We start from the raw sequence: 17,284 nt of genomic DNA, 5'->3' as shown, positions 1-17,284 counted from the left end.
ATTTAGCCGCTAAAATGCCCTTCCCCAACTCAAAAACCCGGTGAATCCATGCAGAGGACAATGCTGAAGTCGAAGCTGCACCGCGTCAGTACAACGCACGCCGAACTCCACTATGAAGGTTCGTGCGCCATCGACGAGGATCTTCTGGATGCGGCGAACATCCGTGAGTACGAACAGATCGACATCTGGAACGTGAACAACGGCGAACGCTTCACGACCTACGCCCTCCGTGCCGAGCGAGGATCCGGTGTCATCTCGGTGAATGGATCGGCCGCGCGTCGCGCTGCGCCTGGCGACATTCTGATCATCGCCAGTTTCGCCGTGTACAACGAGCTTGAACTGGCCAAATATGCCCCGCAACTGATCTACGTCGATAGTCAAAATCGCATCGTGCGCACTGCGGGCATGATTCCTGCCCAGGCCGCTGCCTGAGCGCCGACGATCCGGCCCTCGCCAAGAAGAAGCCGTGACGCCCAGTCACGGCTTCTTTTTTTTCAGGCCCCGTTGAGACGACCACCCGCCGCCGCAAGGCGGCCGCCGATCACTCCGTTTCCGGTGCGGCCTTGGGCTTGCGCGGCCGCCGCGGACGCGGCACCGGTTTCTTGACTGGCGCCAGATCTGCCGGATTGGCGCCCACTGTCGGTGCGACTGTTTCGACAACGACGACGCTCGGCTCCGAAGCGGACACGCCGGTGCCGCCGGTGCCCGTCTTCTCGCCGGTGCGGCGCCGCCCGGCGGTGCGCGGCTTGGCCGCGGGCGTCCGCTGTACCGCGCCTGCCGGATGCGGCATCTCTGCTTCGCTTGCCGCCTCGACCGACTGCTGCGGCGCCGCGACGGGTTCCGGTGACGCATGCACCTCCGGCGCGGACGACTGCACCGATGCGGGCAAGCTGGGCGGCTCAAGACCGCGGTCCCCGGCGGCTTCCTGTCCTCCGCCATCAACGCCCTCGCCCGTCAGGCCTTCGTCGCTGAGCGACTTCGGCTCGCGGATCCGCTTGGCACCTTTTTCGCCGGTCTTTCGCCGGCCTTGGCCCTTGCGGCGCCCGCCCGCCTGCTCCTGCTCATGGTCGGTCGCCGCGCCCTCAGCGGTCCCGGCGGTCGACGACAGCGGCAGGGCATCGGTGCCAAGCTCGGCAGCTGCCTCGACGCCCGCATCACTGCCGTTGCTGCGCTGAACGTAGGTGCCGGACTTTTCGTCGCGCCCAATCTCCAGCAGCCCCCGTTTCTGGGCCTCTTCAAGCAGGTTGCCGAAGGCGCGGAAGCCATAGTACGACTCGTTGAAGTCCGGCTTGCGCCGCTTGATGGCTTCCTTGAGCATCGACGCCCAGATCTTGCTGCTGTCGCCGCGTTCACCGATCAGTGCATCAAAAGTGGCAACCGCCAGTTCAACGGCCTTGCTCCGGCGCGCCTCGAGTTCCGCCTTGCGTTGCGCGTCCTCTTCTGGCGAACGCCTGACCGCCGGCTGAACCTCCTTCGAGTCCCGCCTCGCCGAGCGCTGGATCTCGCGCACCAGATCATCATAGAAGATGAATTCGTCGCAGTTGGCGATCAGCAGGTCCGACGTCGACTGCTTGACACCGACGCCAATCACGTACTTGGCGTTCTCGCGCAACTTGGAAACCAGCGGCGAGAAATCCGAATCGCCACTGATGATGACGAAGGTGTCGACATGTGACTTGGTGTAGCAAAGGTCCAGCGCATCGACGACCAGCCGGATGTCGGCCGAGTTCTTGCCTGACTGACGCAGGTGCGGTATCTCGATCAGCTCGAAATTCGCCTCGTGCATCGCCGCCTTGAAGCCCTTGTACCTCTCCCAATCGCAATACGCCTTCTTGACGACGATGCTGCCCTTGAGCAACAGCCGCTCCAGCACCGGCTTGATGTCGAACTTGTCGTAGTTCGCGTCGCGTACGCCAAGGGCGACGTTTTCGAAGTCACAATACAGCGCCATGATGGCGGTTTCGGGCGCTACGGCCATGATTCTTGTTCTCCACAGAGGGGTGCGCCACGCCTGGACGTGGCAGTTTGATTGCCAGGATATGCATACGGTGTCGGGGGCACTGATTGCCGCATCAGGCTCGGCCGGCAGGGCTACAAGACGCTATGCTTAACGCTTGGCACCGAGGCTTCATCCGGAATGGTAAACAATTGCCTGCAGGAAGCAAGGAAAAGCCTTGTTCCAAAATCCCGCGATTGAAAACCGGGCTGCCCGGTTGCCGGGGCGCTGGCGCAGGTTGGCGCGCCACGGAACGCGAGAGGGAGCTGAGGGTTGCTGCACACGCAAAGGCCTGGCCGCCGGATCCGGATAGCATGCTGAGGCAAATGCTGGACGAACTGATGCTCGCACCTTGCTACACGGGGAGGTCTTTGCCCGGGGTATCAAGAGCGTGAAAGCGATCAGTCACCGGCTAAGGGGAGCTTGCCACGGCCTGCGCAAAGCGGTGGGTACGGAGGGTGCGGAAGAGGTCGAGGGAATTGGCGGCGATCTTCAACACCCATGCCCCGGCATGGCGTACCACCTTGCCCAGCAGATGAAACAGATGCCAGCGGACTGTCGCGACCTTGTGGCTTAGCCAGTCGGCGCCCTGGGCTGCCTGCTTGAACAGAACGAACGGCGTGTGGGCGATGACGCCAATACGGAAGAATGTGGCGTTGGCGGCAAACTGACCGCAGGGCATACGCTCCATGCGGAAGCCGATCTTCAGTTCCCTGATGCCGTTCCCGGACGTTTCACCGCGCCAGCGATACCAGATCAGGGTATCTGCGGTCGAGTCGACACGGTTGCTGATAATGACGTGGTATCGAGGTGCATCGTCGTCGAACAACTCGGCCTGGCGCTTATATTTGACGACGATCAGGCGCAACGCTTTCTTCGTCTCGTTCATGCTGTGCAGCGTCTCAGCAACGGCGCAATCGGTATACGTCTTCCAGTCGGTTTCGGGGTGGCAGCAGTGGCTCTTTGGGTTGTGGCGTCCAGCCGTCCGCCGATGGCGAAGGTCTTGCCGGCGTCTTGGCAGTCATTGACGATGTCGGCCTGATAGCTGGACGAGTCCAGGCGGACATGAGCGATGCGATACCCTTTGGGCAGGCACGCTCCACACGCCTGGATGAATTCGGGGTTCTGCGTTGCCGGGGCGACGTTGCCTACCCGAAACCCGTCGAAAAGGATGCTGCTGGCTTCAGCGAGGTGGCCGATCATCAGCATGTAGCCTTGCTCGCCCTTGTCGGTGAACTGCGCGTCAACCTACGTCCAGGAGCGGCCGTTGAAATCACTCCTGATCGCCATCGCCGCCGACGTGTTGATAACCATCGCTGCCGGCATGGCAAGCCGTCCCTAATCGCATCGCCAGTTAGCAGGAATCGTCCGGCAACCACTTGGGCCTTGTCCAACGGGCGTAGGATAGCGCGTCTGCTGGGGACCACCGTCGTGATGGCCGGCACCGTATCGGCGCCAAGAATCAAGTCGCCACAGGCCGACAACCGGACGCATGCGCTTTTCGTTGGCAACAGCGTTTTCTAGGGAAGACCTCATATGACCCACCCAACCACCCCAAGCACGGCGATGAGCAAGGCCCCCTGTACCGACAGTGAATCGCTGGAACCACCTGATACCGTTCGCGCCAACGATAGGGAGATGCGCCTCGTCCGTCGGATGCTGATGGTGCTGTTGGCACTCGCGCTCATCTACACGTTAGCGCTCGGACGGACGTTCTTCGTACCCATCATGCTGGCGTTTCTGACCAGCCTGGTCCTCTACCCCCTGGTACGATGGCTCGAACGTCACAAAGTCCCTCGCGCCCTTGGCGCCGGGGCAGTCGTGGCGCTCCTCCTGTGCTCGCTTGGCTTCGGCCTATCCGCGTCAATAGCCCCCACCCGCGCATGGTTCGAGCAGGCGCCTCGCGTCTTGCGGCAAATTGAACGCAAGCTCTCCCCGATCAAGAAAAAGGTTGAAGAAGTGAATAAAGCGGCTGACCAGGTTGATCGAATCACTTCCGTCAGTGCAGCACAAGCCATAGAAATCAAGGACGTCAGCTACAAAGACATGCTCTATGACAACGCCGGAGGCTTGGTCACCGGCGCGTCGATGACGACACTTCTTCTTTACTTCTTCCTCTCATGGGGCGGCGTCGTCGTAAGACGCATCGGCGATCTGCTGGACGAACGTGGCCGACGGCGCCAGTTTGTCGAACTGACGAGAATCCTGGAGGGAGAACTTTCGAAGTACCTTGCCACAATTACCGCGATCAACTTTTGCCTTGGCGTGGTCGTTGCAGGCACGCTATACGCGTTTGGCATGCCAAACCCGCTGGTATGGGGGGGAGTTGCAGCGGTGCTCAATTTCATTCCCTACCTTGGGTCTGTCATGACTGCATCGGCGCTGGGCGTAACGGCCCTACTCACTCTTGACGGCTATCTCCAACCGGCCCTGGTGGTCGCCGCTTTTTTCGGGCTGACAGCCCTTGAGGGGCAAGTGATCACGCCGTTGGTGCTCGGCCGGCAGTTGGCGCTAAATCCTTTGATCGTCTTTTTGAGCGTGCTGTTCTGGTTCTGGCTTTGGGGCATTCCAGGCGCACTCATGGCGGTCCCGATATTGATCACATTCAAACTGGCAGGCGACCGTATCGACGCGATGCGGGCAATTGCAGCAATCTCCCAGCGATGAGCGTGGAGTCGGGAGCCCAGGTTCACGCTGACATAGCCGCACTCCGGCTCCGACATCCACCTTTGGAACCGATGAGCCTCACCGCGGCTGGCAGCTGGAGCAATGATCGCCAAGATCCTGGATAGAAATCAACCACTACCTCAGGCGCAACTCGCCGCCCCAGCGCAGCAGGTCGAGCACTAGCGCCGGTCGAGCCAGTCGAAATCGAGTCCTTGTTCGCTGATCGCCGAATGCCGCGCGATCTCGATGTGCACCAGGCCAAAGGCAATCGCGTCTTTCTACAAAACCCGCCGGCTCGCGAGCGCCATTGCCGTTTCTGTCGCAGTTCTCACCTCCGTTCTCATCATTCCGTCCTCCGCGTTTGAATGATCCGGGGCGGGCAGTGCGCCGCCCGCTGACCGGGTGGGAAATAGCCAGTGGTTTTTCCGATCACCCCTTCGTCCGTCCTGGCATTCCGGTGGCGATCAAGGCCTTCACCGGCAGGTGATCCGATGCCTGGCGGGTGACGGCACTGCGGTGCGTAGTGAAGGCGAGCAGGTTGTGGCGCGGCCGTACCCAAACGCGGTCCAGCGCGAACAGCGGCGCCCAGGCGGGGAAGGAACGCTCCGCCGGAGCCCGGCCGAACATGCCGTTCATCCAGCGCAGCGGCCGGCCGAGCGGCAACCATTCGTTGATATCGCCGAGCACGACGACCGGCTGCGCCATCGGTGCGTCGTGCAGCAGCTTGAGCAGTCGGTTCACCTGGAAGCGGCGCTCGGCCGGCCGCAGGCCGAGGTGGGTGACAATCACACGCACCGCTACCCCGGCGACGTCGACCTCGACGTCGAGCGCGCCGCGCGGCTCGCGCGTGCGGTAGCTGAAATCGTGCTGGCGAACGTTGAGTACCGGGTGTCGAGTGAGCAGGCCGTTACCGTAATTGCCTTCGTGGCGGACCATGGTATGACCGGCGATCGCCTCCATCCCGGTTCGCTCTGCCAGATAGTCGAGTTGGAGTGAGGCATGGCCGCCGTCGAACCGGTTATCGACCTCCTGCAGGCCAATCACGTTGCAACCGAGTTCGTCGATCACCTTTGCGACGCGTGCGGCGTCTTGCTGGCCGTCGCGGCCGATGCAGCGATGTAGGTTGTACGACGAGATGCGCAGGCAATCGTCACCGAGCGTCTGCGCCAGACTGTTCCAGTTAGCGAGTCCGCTCGGTAGTTTCGGCATTTTTCAGGCTACGTTGTTGAGCGCTGAGCCAGCGCCGGACGGCAAAGGAAGCGACGATCAGCAGGACGATGACCGAACCGATGATGCCGTGGTTGATTTGTTCCGGGTCGTCGAGCAAGGCTTCGAGCTGGTCGCCGAAGACGGTCGTGGCGAGCGTCCCCGGCAGCATGCCAAATAGCGTTCCGAACAGGAAGGGCAGCACGCGCACGCCGATCGCCGCGGCGACCATGCCGACCACGACGAAAGGCGCGACCGGCACCAGGCGCAGCGCGGTCATTGCCGGCAGACTGCGCCGACGCAGGATCTCGGCCAATCTTCGCAGGCGCGTGCCGCCGAGTTCATGCACTTTTCGCTGCGGCAAGCCGAGGCCAGCGAAGTAGCTGGCCAGCGCCGCAATCAGGATTCCCGAGATGGCGTAGACGAAACCCAGTTGCGGACCGAAGGCGACCACCGCGGCGAGAGTGATCAGCGGCCGCGGGAACATCACCACGCAAGCCGGCGTGTACGCGACCAGGATCAGCAACGGCGCCCACCAGCAGTCGGCGAACGCTTGCGCCCAAGTGGTGACGCGGCTGGCGTCTATCCATTCGGCGAACGGCGTGTAGCGCCACAGCGCGGTCAAGGCGCCGACCACGAGGACGAGGCCGATCAGTTTCAGAACGCCGGGTTGCACGCCGAGGAAACCGCGCTGGCGGGCACCGCCGGGTTTCCCGTTCTCTGCCTCCTTGTTGCGCGCCATGTAGTCCTCCGGATCCCGTTCATCAATCATGCTTTCCAGTACCGGTTGCGCCGAATCGCCGACGCTAACGAGTTCAATCACCGCGTCCGGCCAGTCCATCTTTTGCTCGAGCGGTTTCAGACTTCGCCACCGACCGGCCCGCGCATCAATCGCCGCCTCCACCGTTTCCGGTGGTGTCTCAAGATATTCCACCAGCAACCGGTTACGAAAGGCATGAATGGCCGCCGCGGTCTTCGCCTCGCCCCGCTCCCCATTCGCTGTTGATGCCCATCGAGCGATTGCGCAGATTGGCGGAGCCGGTGCGCAGCACATCGTCGTGGACAATCACCAGCTTCGAGTGCAAATTGATGCACTGGTTCTCGGCCAGGGAGGGGATTTCCGCCGCTGGCTTGGCGGCCAGAAGCCGGTAACCGATCGCGAGTCGCCAGCAGACGCGCACGATTTTGCCGAGTTCGCGCGCGGCGCCGCCATCGCCTGGCAAGAGCCCGCCGCGCGCTGGTTCATGCCGAACGCAACCTAATCGGCCGTGCCCTGTCTGTAGACTGTCATCATCGTCAATGGGTGCCGATGGAGGGATGTCCCATGCCCGCGAAGCGCTACGAACGCCACGCTTTAGGCCTACAGACAACATTGCCGAGCGCGCCGAGGCTTGGCTGGTGAGGGCGTGGCTTTTCAAATACTGGGAGCGGCTCAATTCGAGCTTTTGGTTCTTGCCAACCCTGATGGCCTTTGCGGCGGTCGCCTTGTCGTTGGTCACGGTTGCGGTTGACCGGACGGCGACCGATCGCTGGCTAGCTTCCCTCGGCTGGGCGTATACCGGCGGCGCGGAAGGCGCCAGCGCCGTGCTGCAAACCATCGCCGGCTCGATGATCACCATCGCCGGGGTGGTTTTTTCCCTGACCCTGGTCGCGTTGTCGCTCGCTTCTTCACAATTCGGACCGCGATTGCTGCGCAATTTCATGCGCGATACCGCCAATCAGGTCGTTCTCGGCACTTTCGTCGCGACCTTTCTCTACTGCCTGATGGTCCTGCTGCACATTCGTCGCCCCGGCGACGGCGCTTTCGTCCCTAGCCTGTCGGTGACCCTGGGCGTGGTGTTTGCGCTTGCCAGCCTGTGGGTCCTGATCTATTACATTCATCACGTATCGGTTTCCATCCAGGCCGATGAAATCATCGCGCGCGTCAGCCAGGAGCTGTTCGACGGCATCGACCACCTGTTTCCGGAGCAGTTGGACGCAGGCGGGCCGGACGGAGACGCCAATCCGGCCGTACCGGCGCTCATTTCCTTACCCGACGGCCTGCCGCCTTGCTTCACGCGGTTCGATCAGGACTTGCAGGCAGTGATGTCGAGCAGCGATGGCTATTTGCAAATGGTCGACGGCGAATCGCTGCTGAGCCTGGCTTGCGCGCACGACGTCGTTCTGCGCATCGAACATCGGCCCGGCGCTTACGTGTTGCGCGATAGTCCATTGCTGACTGTCTGGCCAGCGCAATTCTGCAGTGAAGAGCTGGCAGCTGCGGTGAATGGCGTCTTCGTGCTCGGCAATCAAAGGACATCGGGGCAGGACATCGAGTTCGCCATCGAGCAACTGATCGAAATCGCGGCGCGCGCGCTGTCGCCGGGCGTCAATGACCCATTTACCGCGATTGCCTGCGTCGATCGGCTGGGCTCCGCCTTGCACCGCCTGGCCCGCCGCTGCATGCCTTCCCCCTGCCATCGTGATCCCCAGGGCGTCCTGCGCGTGTGGGCACCGGCGACCACCTTCGCACAACTGGTGGACACAGCGTTCAACCAGATCCGTCAATACGCGCGCCGCAACACCGCCGTCACGCTGCGTCTGCTGGAAACCATTGCCGTCGTGGCGCCGGTGACGCATTGTCGTGAGCAGCGCGCGGCCTTGCAGCGCCAAGCCGACATGCTCATCCGTGGTGCACGCGACGGCCTGCCCGAGGAAGAAGACCGGCGCGCAGCCGAACAGCGCTACCTGACCGCCAGTCAGCGGCTGTCCGGCGGAGATGATGCCGACGCACGGCCGGGGGCGGCGGAGTGATTTCCGGGAGCGTCGCCGCTATCGTTGGCGCCCTGCGCCGGTCCGTGTTCGCGGTGCTGCTGGTGCTGTCCCTGCTTTCGCCGGCACCGGCCCTTGCGGTGGCAGACGATTCCGGCGCGTCGGAAAGCAGCCCGCAGTCCGCAGTGGCAGCGACCATCGATGTTAATTCGGACGTGCGCAGTGACGCGGGAATCGCCCGGCGTCTACGTCAGCTTTTCGCGGCTCTCGACGGCCTCGGCGACATCGAGGTCGAAGTCAGTGCCGGCGTCGTCGCCCTGAGCGGCGAAGTGACGGCGAGAGCCGATCACGAACAGGCGCTCGACATCGCGCGGCGCGTACAGGGCGTGGTCGACGTGCAGGACCGGATCGCCGTATCACAGGACGTGCGCCGGCGACTGTTGCCGACCATGGAGCGTTTGCTCGCGCAGCTCGGCTCGTTGGTCGCCTTCTTGCCATTGCTCGGCGTCGCGTTGATCGTACTGGCTGCATTCTGGTGGCTGGCCCGGCGCGTGTCGGCCAGCGAGCAACTGGCGCGGCGTTTCGGGCGCAATCCGTTTCTACGGGATCTGGTGCGCCAGTTGGTGCGCATGGCGATCATCGGTTTGGGCGTGGTGCTCGCGCTCGAGATACTCGACGCCACGGCCTTGCTCGGCACCGTACTCGGCGCGGCCGGCGTGGTTGGGCTGGCGGTCGGTTTCGCCTTGCGTGACACGGTCGAGAACTATATCGCCAGTTTGCTGCTCAGCCTGCGCCAGCCGTTCGCCCACAACGACCTGGTGGTAATCGACGGCAATGAGGGCCGCGTCCTGCGCCTGACGGCACGCGCGACGATCTTGATGACCGTTGACGGCAACCACACGCGCCTGCCGAACGCCATGGTCTATAAGGCGGTGATCGTCAACTACACGCGTAACCCAAAACGCCGCTTTGCCTTCGATGTTGGCGTCGACACCGACCAGAACCTGGTACAGGCACAGACGCTGGCCGCCGGCACCTTGGCCGGGATGGATGGCGTGCTCGACGATCCGGCGCCCTCGTGCACCGTCGAAACGCTTGGCGATTCGAACGTCCTGCTGCGCGTCTTCGGCTGGGTCGACCAGTCGCAGACGGAGTTCATCAAGGTGCGCAGCGAAGCAATCCGGCTGGTCAAGCGCAGCTTCGACCAGGCCGGCATCGTCATGCCCGAACCGATCTACAACGTAATCCTCGGGCAGGCTTCGCCGCTCATCGCCGGCGCGCCGCCGGCTACCACGAGCATGGCGACACCAGGCCACGCCGTGCCCGGCCCGGACGACGAACCGTGCATGGCGCTCGATATCGCGCGCCAGGATCACCTCGATCGGCAAATTGCCGCCGACCGCAGCACGGCAAGTGAAGACGACCTGCTTGATACGCGCTCGCCGAAAGAGTGAACGGAACTCGGAAGCCAAAGTTCCCACACCCCCAACCCGCCTTTATCAGGGGGCGATGCCGGTCTCCTCCCTGACAATGGGAAGGTCGCGCCAGCGACGTTGGGCTCGGAGGCCGGCGGAGGTTACAGGCGCGGTGAAAACCCGCCACGAACCGATCCCAGCGACCGTAATGCTCCTCGCTGCGTTTGCCGCTCGGCAGGCTGAGGACGACGATGGCCAGGCCGTCGACCGCCGCAACCAGCGCGGCCGGCAGCGGCGAGGCAAAGCCCGGGCACTGGTCCTGATGTCGTGTAGTTCCGTTCCGCGTGTCAGAAAATTCCGACATCCGGCGGGCTGGCAAGCGAGTAGGCTCTAATTGTCGCGGCAGTCCGCGCCACATGCCTGAGTGGCGAGTGCGGAATCAAGCAAGCGACGATGAAGCGGAACCCGAGCGAGGAGAAGGCGGCAATGAGAAGTTATCAATGAGGCAGCGCTGGAGCGAAGGCAACCGTGTCGAACTGCTCGAGAACGGCGAAGCGTTCTATCCCCGCGTGTTTGCCGCGATCGACGGCGCCGGTCACGAGGTGCTGCTCGAAACCTTCATTCTGCTCGAAGACAAAGTTGGGATGGCCCTGCAGGAAGCGCTGGTCACCGCCGCGCAGCGCGGTGTGCGGGTCATGTTGCTGCTCGACGGCTGGGGTTCGCATGACTTGTCGGATGGCTTCCTCGCTCGTCTAAGCAATGCGGGCGTCACGATCAACGTCTTCGATCCACAGCCCTGGTTCTTCGGCTGGCGGCCGAAAATGCTGCGCCGCATGCACCGCAAGACGGCGGTCATTGACGGCAAGCTGGCCTTCGTTGGCGGCATCAATTATTCGGCCGACCACCTCGCGGACTACGGGCCGGAAGCGAAACAGGACTACTCGGTGGCGATTGAGGGGTCCCTGGTCAGGCAGATTCACCGCTTCGTCCGCGAACAATCGGCAGGCCCGGGTCGCTTGCGGCGCTGGTGGCAGAAACGTCGGCAGGCCAGGAGAGATCGTGCCGACGCGGCAGCGGGCGGGGTGGCCAACGACAAGGCGATCGATAACGTCGCCGACGGTGGCGCTGAAAACGACGTCGTCGGCACCGCGCGAGCCAGTTTCGTGGTGCGCGACAACTGGCTGCACCGTAAGGACATCGAGCGCCACTATCGGCTGGCGATCCGCTTCGCACGCCGGCGCATCGTCATCGCCAACGCCTACTTTTTCCCCGGTTACCGGCTGTTGCGCGATCTGCGCCGCGCGGCGCGACGTGGCGTCGATGTCCGGCTGGTGCTGCAGGGCAAGCCCGACATGGCGATTGCCAGAACCGCCGCGCATCTGTTGCACGAAGACTTGCTGCAAGCCGGCGTGCGCATCCATGAATACTGCGAGCGCCCGCTGCACGGCAAGGTGGCGCTGGTCGACGACGACTGGTCGACGGTCGGCTCAAGCAATCTCGATCCGTTCAGCCTGTCGTTGAACCTCGAAGCCAATGTGATAATCCATGACCGCGGGTTCAACGAATGCCTGGCCGACCGGCTGCAGGCGCTAATCGACGAGAAATGCACCGAGGCAACGCTCGAGACGGTAGCCGCCGGGCCGGCGTGGTCGAAATTGCGCAGCTTCTTCGTGTACCACGCCCTGCGTCTTTATCCGCGGTTGGCCGGAATGCTGCCGGCGCACGTGGCGCGCGTCGAAACGATCAGCGATGCGTCTCGAAAAACGGTGTGAGGTGCGCGCGAGTGCCGGGGCCGTTCCGCGCGCTCGCCTCCCGCCCGTGGTGGCCATGGTTCAAGCGCCTGGCGGCCGGCATGTTTTTCCTGCTCATCGGCGGGCTGCTGATCCAGCAGGCGCGTGAAATAGACTGGCAAGAGGTGGTTGCCGCGCTGCGCGACTGCCCGGCTGGCTTGTTGCCTGCCGCCGCAGTCTTCGCCCTGGCGAGTCATCTGTTCTGCAGCTGCCTCGACCTATTCGGCCACCGGCCACCGGCATACCGCGCACCGCTTGCCGGCGATGCGGGTGATGCGGGTCACTTTCATCAGTTACGCGTTCAACCTCAACTTCGGGTCGCTGATCGGTGGGCTCGCGTTTCGTTACCGCCTCTATGCGTGCCTCGGACTTTCACTGGAAAAGACGACCGAAGTCACGACCTTGAGCATCCTCACCAACTGGCTGGGCTACGCATTGGTCGCCGGCCTCCTGTTCGTCTCGCTGCCTTTCGCCGTAGCAAAAGAATGGCCGTTCGGCGCCGCGTCCGTGCGCATCGTCGGCACGGCGCAGATCACTACGGCAATTCGCCTATTCCGCCAGCTGCTGCGAAACCTGCAGTTTGCCGATTCCGAGTCATCCAGAGGCAATTTCATGTAGACCAAAATGCCACAAGCGTTTGAGCGCTTTTGTTGGTGGGCAACAGCGACCGACCGAGTTCATCAGCCGTCTGAGGTTCCCTCGGCTTTTCGTGGGTTTAGGTCGTTTCGTGTGGAAGCGACCCCGGTGAGGCGGATACCCCTGCCGAGCCCTGCGGGCGCCCCCGCCCCCAGCCCCACCCCCAGGGCGGGGAAGCCCTCTCCGCCTGGCGGGCTCAGGTGGCTGGCGGACAGTCACTTGAAGTCGTACCATGGCGACTCGCGCCGACTCAAGCGAGACGACAGCAGCAGATTTGCTCCATGACGCGCTCCGGTTGATACGTCACAAAGCGCAAGCCCGACCACCACCAGCCGACGAAAGGCACGCCATGCGTCACCTGCTGTTGATTGCTGCCCTCTCCGCACTATTCGCCAGCGGTTGTGCGAGCAAGCCACCCCCACCGATCGCCCAAACCACCAAGCCGGTCAAGCTCGGCCTGGCGCTTGGCGGCGGTGCGGCGCGCGGGTTTGCTCATGTCGGGGTGATCAAGGTGCTCGAGAATCAGGGCATCGTCCCCGACATCGTCACGGGCACCAGCGCTGGCGCCGTCGTCGGCGTTCTATATGCCGCCGGCAACAGTGGCTTCGAGTTGCAGAAGCTCGCGCACCGGCTCGACGAAGCCAGAATCAGCGACTGGTCACTGCCCGACCGTGGCGTCCTCAAGGGTGAGTCCTTGCAGTTGTTCATCAATGAGGCCGTCGGCCAGCGTCCGCTGGAGGCGCTGAAGAAGCCCTTCGGCGCGGTCGCCACCGATCTGCGCAGCGGCGAGAGCATCGTCTTTCGCACCGGCAACACCGGCATGGCGGTGCGCGCCTCGGCGACCGTGCCGGGGGTCTTTCAGCCGGTGCGGATTGCCGGGCGGGAATACGTCGATGGCGGCCTCAGCAGCCTGATCCCGGTCCGTGCGGCACGCGAGATGGGAGCCGACGTGGTGATCGCCGTCGACATCGCAGCTGTTCCCGGCAACCAGCCGGTGCGCAGTACCCTGGACGTGCTGATGCAGACCTTCACCATCATGGGCCAGAGCCTCGCGCGCTACGAGCTCAAGGAAGCCGACGTGGTGATTCGACCACAGGTGGGCAGCGTCGGCTCGACCGACTTCGTAGCGCGCCACGATGCCATTCTTGAGGGCGAAAAAGCCGCGCAGGCGGCGCTGCCGCAGATTCGGGAAGTACTGCGCAAGACCGGCCGGATCTGATCTGCCGGCCCACGCCATGAATCGTCCACGCGCGGCAGCCGACAGACATCGCCGGCGGGCAACGGCATGCGGCTGATCCGCGATTTCTCCGCTTCGGCGCTGGTTGCCGGTTTCGTCGCCGTTCTGGTCGGCTTCACGAGTTCGGCGGTGATCGTTTTCCAGGCCGCTCAAACACTGCACGCGACAGCGGCGGAAATCGCCTCCTGGATGTGTGCGCTTGGTTTCGCGATGGGTCTGACCAGCATCGCCCTCTCGCTGCGCTTCCGGGTACCGGTGCTGACCGCCTGGTCGACACCCGGAGCGGCGATGCTGATCACCAGTGCCGCGGGCGTCTCGATGCCCGAGGCAATCGCTGCCTTTCTCGTCTCGGCAGCACTGATCGCCATCTCCGGCTTCAGCGGCTGGTTCGAACGGATGATCGACCGGATCCCGATCTCGATCGCTTCCGGCATGTTGGCCGGAGTCCTGCTGCGTTTTGGCCTCGACGCCTTCCTGGCGATGGAAAGGCAGTTCGCGCTGGTCTTCCCGATGTTCTGCACCTACCTGATCGGGCGCCGGCTGCTGCCGCGCTACGCCATCGTCCTTACCCTGCTCCTTGGTGTCGGCATCGCCGCCACCCAGGGATTGCTGCGCGTCGACGAAATCCGACTCGAACTGGCCAGGCCGGTATTCACTGCCCCGGTATTTTCCTGGGCGGCACTGATCGGCGTCGCGCTGCCCCTGTACGTCGTCACCATGGCCTCGCAGAACGTCCCCGGCGTAGCCGTCATTCGCGCTGCTGGCTATCAGGTACCAATCTCGCCGTTGATTGGCTGGACCGGTGCCACCAACCTGCTGGTCGCCCCCTTCGGTGGCTTCGCAGTCAACCTGGCGGCGATCACAGCCGCCATCTGCATGGGCCGAGAGGCACACGAAAATCCCGACAAGCGTTACGTCGCCGCCGTCGCTGCCGGTGGTTTCTATCTGCTGATCGGCCTGTTCGGCGCCACCGTCGGCTCGCTGTTCCTCGCTTTTCCCAAGGAACTGGTTCTGGCGATCGCCGGCTTCGCTCTGCTCGGCACCATCGGCAGCGGTCTGACCGCCGCCCTGGCCCTGGAAACGGAACGCGAGCCGGCATTGCTGACCTTCCTGGTCACCGCCTCCGGCATTACGCTGGCAGGCATCGGCTCCGCCTTCTGGGGGCTATTGGCCGGCGTGGCGGCGCTTCTCGTCCTGCGCACCAAAGTGACGCCCGCCCCGACAGGTGAGCGCGTGACTGCTGCTTCGGCGGCAGACGCAGGAGGCGATCCCGGCGACAACGGGCGCCGCTAGCCCTCGAGCACCTCCCAACGCTCGAGCAAGACCAGCAGTTGAGCGTCGATTTCGCTCAGGCGCGCCGCCAGACGCTGCGCTTCCTGCGCTTGCGACTGGTATAGCTGAGGATCGGCAAGGCGCGCACCGATCGCTTTCTGTTCGCTCTCGAGGGCGCTGATCCGCTGTGGCAGCTCCGCCAGCTCGCGCCCCTCTTTCCAGGACAGTTTGCTGCTGCCTGAGGCTTTTTGGCTGGCTGGTTTTTCCATCTCTGCCGGGCGCAGATCACCGCGCTTGCCGCCAGTCGGCGCCGGCGTCTGTTCCTTGCCCCGCCCGGCCTGGTAGTCGGCCCAGTCCTGATAGCCGCCAGCGTACTCGCGCCACACCCCGTCACCCTCGGCGGCGATCGTCTGGGTGACCACGTTGTCGATGAACGCACGATCATGGCTGACCAGAAACAGCGTCCCCGTGTACTCCTGCAACAGCTCCTCGAGCAGCTCGAGCGTCTCGATGTCGAGGTCGTTGGTTGGTTCGTCAAGCACCAGCACATTGGCTGGCCGAGCAAACAAGCGGGCCAGCAGCAAGCGGTTGCGCTCGCCACCGGACAGCGAGCTGACCAGCGAACGTGCGCGCTGTGGCGCGAAGAGGAAATCGCCGAGATAGCTGATCACATGCTTTCTCTGGGTACCGATTTCGACGAAATCCGATCCCGGCGAGATAACGTCGATCAGCGTCGCATCGTCGTCGAGCTGGCTGCGGAACTGGTCGAAATAGGCCACCTGCACCTTGGTTCCGAGATGAACCTTGCCCTTGTCGGCCACCAGCTCGCCGAGAATCAGACGCAGCAGCGTCGTCTTGCCGGCACCGTTGGGTCCGATGACGCCGATCTTGTCGCCGCGCTGCAAACGACACGAGAAATCGCGCACCACCACCTTGTCGCCAAAGCTCTTGCTGACGTGTTCGAGAGCAGCCACGAGTTTCCCGCTCTTGTCACCGGCGTCAAGCGCCAGTTCGACTTTGCCCTGGCGTTCGCGTCTGGCAACACGATCCCTGCGCAGTTGCTCAAGGCGCAAAACGCGACCTTCGTTGCGCGTGCGACGGGCCTTGATGCCCTGCCGGATCCACACTTCTTCCTGCGCCAGGAACTTGTCGGAGCGGGCGTTATTCACCGCCTCATCATGCAGCATCGCCTCCTTGCGCGTCTGATACTCGCTGAAGCTGCCGGGACACGAAAGCAGGCGACCACGGTCGAGTTCGACGATACGCGTCGCGACGCGCTCAAGAAAGCGGCGGTCGTGGGTGATGAACGCCAGCGTCACGCCCGAACCGACCAGCATTTCCTCGAGCCACTCGATGGCGCCGATGTCGAGGTGGTTGGTCGGTTCGTCGAGCAGCAGCAGGTCGGGCGAGACGGCCAGCGCCTGCGCCAGGGCCAGGCGCTTCTTCTGCCCGCCGGACAGCGTGCCGACCAGGGCGTCGGCATCGAGCGAGAAGCGCTGGATGACGCGCTCGGCCTGCGCCTCGAACGACCACGCGTGCTGCGCTTCGAGTTCGCCCTGGAGGTCCTGCATACGCTCAAGCAGCGCCTCGTGATCGGCGTCGGCGTCACCCAGCGCGTGCGACACGGCGTGGTACTCGGCAAGCAAGGCAGCCAGGTCGCCCATGCCAGCAACGACGGCTTCGAAAACGGTCAGTGCCGGATCGAACGGCGGCTCCTGCGGCACATAGCCGATGCGCAGTCCCGGCTGTCGCCACACCGTGCCGTCATCGAGTGCGCCGCAGCCCGCCAGCGCGGCAAGCAGCGAGGACTTGCCGGTGCCGTTACGACCGATCAGCGCGATACGCTCGCCGGGGTCGAGCTGGAACTCGGCGTGATCGAGGAGCGGCACATGGCCGAAGGCAAGTGAGGCGTCGGAGAGCATCAGGTACGGCATGAGCGTGGGTCGATTTCCTGTGAATGTGCAGTGAGCAGAGCCTGGCGCTGCTCGACGCAGTGCGCCGGCGCGGCGGCCCGGCAACAACAGGGCGGCATTTTACCCCGCGGACGGACGTGGCGGGTCCGACTTCGGGTGGAGAAGACCCCTATCCGCTCGCCGCGACGGTACGGAAATGCTCCAACGACAGGCGGACGGGCAAAGGCGGCAGGCGTTTCACGGGACTCGCGACTGCGCCTGCCAGGCGGCAGGCGGAAGGATGCGCAATTGGCGAAAAGCGGAGGCAGCGGCTACAATACGCGCCCTGCTCCTCGTAGCACAATGGATAGTGCACGCGCCTCCTAAGCGTGGGATACAGGTTCGATTCCTGTCGAGGGGAC

Annotated in this window: 15 protein-coding genes and 1 tRNA gene; 10 read left to right on the top strand and 6 right to left on the bottom strand. The window is 63.8% G+C overall.

Annotated features, from left to right (window positions below; all coding sequences use genetic code 11):
- Positions 1-48 precede the first annotated feature (48 nt).
- On the top strand, positions 49-432 hold the full coding sequence (gene panD, locus RUW20_RS16275) for an aspartate 1-decarboxylase (protein WP_313953272.1): 384 nt from the start codon (positions 49-51) through the stop codon (positions 430-432).
- A gap of 109 nt (positions 433-541) precedes the next feature.
- Here panD and RUW20_RS16270 read toward each other — a convergent pair whose 3' ends face one another.
- From RUW20_RS16270 to RUW20_RS16260, 3 genes are all read right to left on the bottom strand, one after another.
- Positions 542-1,978 (bottom strand): NYN domain-containing protein, encoded by a 1,437-nt coding sequence (locus tag RUW20_RS16270; RefSeq protein ID WP_313953271.1) that lies wholly within the window; start codon positions 1,976-1,978, stop codon positions 542-544.
- 430 nt (positions 1,979-2,408) lie between these two features.
- Positions 2,409-2,885 carry a transposase gene (locus tag RUW20_RS16265; RefSeq protein WP_313953270.1) on the bottom strand — a complete coding sequence of 159 codons (477 nt, stop codon included), beginning with the start codon at positions 2,883-2,885 and terminating at the stop codon, positions 2,409-2,411.
- Complete coding sequence (locus RUW20_RS16260; RefSeq protein WP_313953269.1) at positions 2,882-3,205, bottom strand: hypothetical protein; 324 nt, start codon at positions 3,203-3,205, stop codon at positions 2,882-2,884. The genes RUW20_RS16265 and RUW20_RS16260 overlap by 4 nt, the downstream gene beginning before the upstream one ends.
- 327 nt (positions 3,206-3,532) lie before the next feature.
- On the opposite strand from RUW20_RS16260, the gene RUW20_RS16255 reads away from it, so the two are divergent.
- Positions 3,533-4,663 carry an AI-2E family transporter gene (locus RUW20_RS16255; RefSeq protein ID WP_313953268.1) on the top strand — a complete coding sequence of 377 codons (1,131 nt, stop codon included), beginning with the start codon at positions 3,533-3,535 and terminating at the stop codon, positions 4,661-4,663.
- Between the two features lie 429 nt (positions 4,664-5,092).
- On the opposite strand, the gene RUW20_RS16250 is transcribed toward RUW20_RS16255, so the two are convergent.
- A complete protein-coding gene (locus RUW20_RS16250) occupies positions 5,093-5,872 on the bottom strand; it encodes an endonuclease/exonuclease/phosphatase family protein (RefSeq protein WP_313953267.1) in 780 nt (259 codons plus the stop codon).
- Positions 5,844-6,710, bottom strand: coding sequence for a TVP38/TMEM64 family protein (locus tag RUW20_RS16245; RefSeq protein ID WP_313953266.1), 867 nt, complete (start codon positions 6,708-6,710; stop codon positions 5,844-5,846). Before RUW20_RS16245 ends, RUW20_RS16250 begins: the two co-directional genes overlap by 29 nt.
- 118 nt (positions 6,711-6,828) lie before the next feature.
- Between RUW20_RS16245 and RUW20_RS16240 the strand changes: the two genes are divergently transcribed.
- The 7 genes from RUW20_RS16240 (at position 6,829) to RUW20_RS16210 (ending at position 14,991) form a co-directional block, all read left to right on the top strand.
- Positions 6,829-7,131: a hypothetical protein gene (locus RUW20_RS16240; RefSeq protein ID WP_313953265.1), complete on the top strand. Its 303-nt coding sequence runs from the start codon at positions 6,829-6,831 to the stop codon at positions 7,129-7,131.
- Positions 7,132-7,267: 136 nt separating this feature from the next.
- The gene (locus RUW20_RS16235; RefSeq protein ID WP_313953264.1) at positions 7,268-8,662 is read left to right on the top strand and encodes a DUF2254 domain-containing protein; all 1,395 of its coding nucleotides are present in this window, start codon (positions 7,268-7,270) and stop codon (positions 8,660-8,662) included.
- Complete coding sequence (locus RUW20_RS16230; protein WP_313953263.1) at positions 8,659-10,074, top strand: mechanosensitive ion channel family protein; 1,416 nt, start codon at positions 8,659-8,661, stop codon at positions 10,072-10,074. The genes RUW20_RS16235 and RUW20_RS16230 overlap by 4 nt, the downstream gene beginning before the upstream one ends.
- A 461-nt stretch (positions 10,075-10,535) precedes the next feature.
- Entirely contained in the window at positions 10,536-11,807 is a 1,272-nt protein-coding gene (gene clsB / locus RUW20_RS16225) for a cardiolipin synthase ClsB (protein WP_313953262.1), read from the top strand.
- A 291-nt stretch (positions 11,808-12,098) separates the two neighbouring features.
- A complete protein-coding gene (locus RUW20_RS16220; RefSeq protein ID WP_313953261.1) occupies positions 12,099-12,443 on the top strand; it encodes a hypothetical protein in 345 nt (114 codons plus the stop codon).
- 367 nt (positions 12,444-12,810) lie between these two features.
- Positions 12,811-13,680 (top strand): patatin-like phospholipase family protein, encoded by an 870-nt coding sequence (locus RUW20_RS16215; protein ID WP_313953260.1) that lies wholly within the window; start codon positions 12,811-12,813, stop codon positions 13,678-13,680.
- Between the two features lie 66 nt (positions 13,681-13,746).
- Positions 13,747-14,991, top strand: a complete 1,245-nt coding sequence (locus tag RUW20_RS16210) for a benzoate/H(+) symporter BenE family transporter (RefSeq protein ID WP_313953259.1) — start codon at positions 13,747-13,749, stop codon at positions 14,989-14,991.
- Here the strand turns inward: RUW20_RS16210 and RUW20_RS16205 are convergent.
- Positions 14,988-16,904: an ATP-binding cassette domain-containing protein gene (locus RUW20_RS16205; RefSeq protein ID WP_313953258.1), complete on the bottom strand. Its 1,917-nt coding sequence runs from the start codon at positions 16,902-16,904 to the stop codon at positions 14,988-14,990. The two genes, RUW20_RS16210 and RUW20_RS16205, sit on opposite strands and share 4 nt — an antisense overlap.
- Positions 16,905-17,211: 307 nt before the next feature.
- Here RUW20_RS16205 and RUW20_RS16200 point away from each other — a divergent pair.
- A tRNA-Arg gene (locus RUW20_RS16200) sits at positions 17,212-17,283 on the top strand.
- Position 17,284: the final 1 nt, after the last annotated feature.

This window comes from Accumulibacter sp., from assembly GCF_032229525.1.
Classification (GTDB): Bacteria; Pseudomonadota; Gammaproteobacteria; order Burkholderiales; family Rhodocyclaceae; genus Accumulibacter.
Note: the sequence above shows the minus strand (reverse complement) of the source record. Positions and strands in the feature narration are given on the sequence as shown.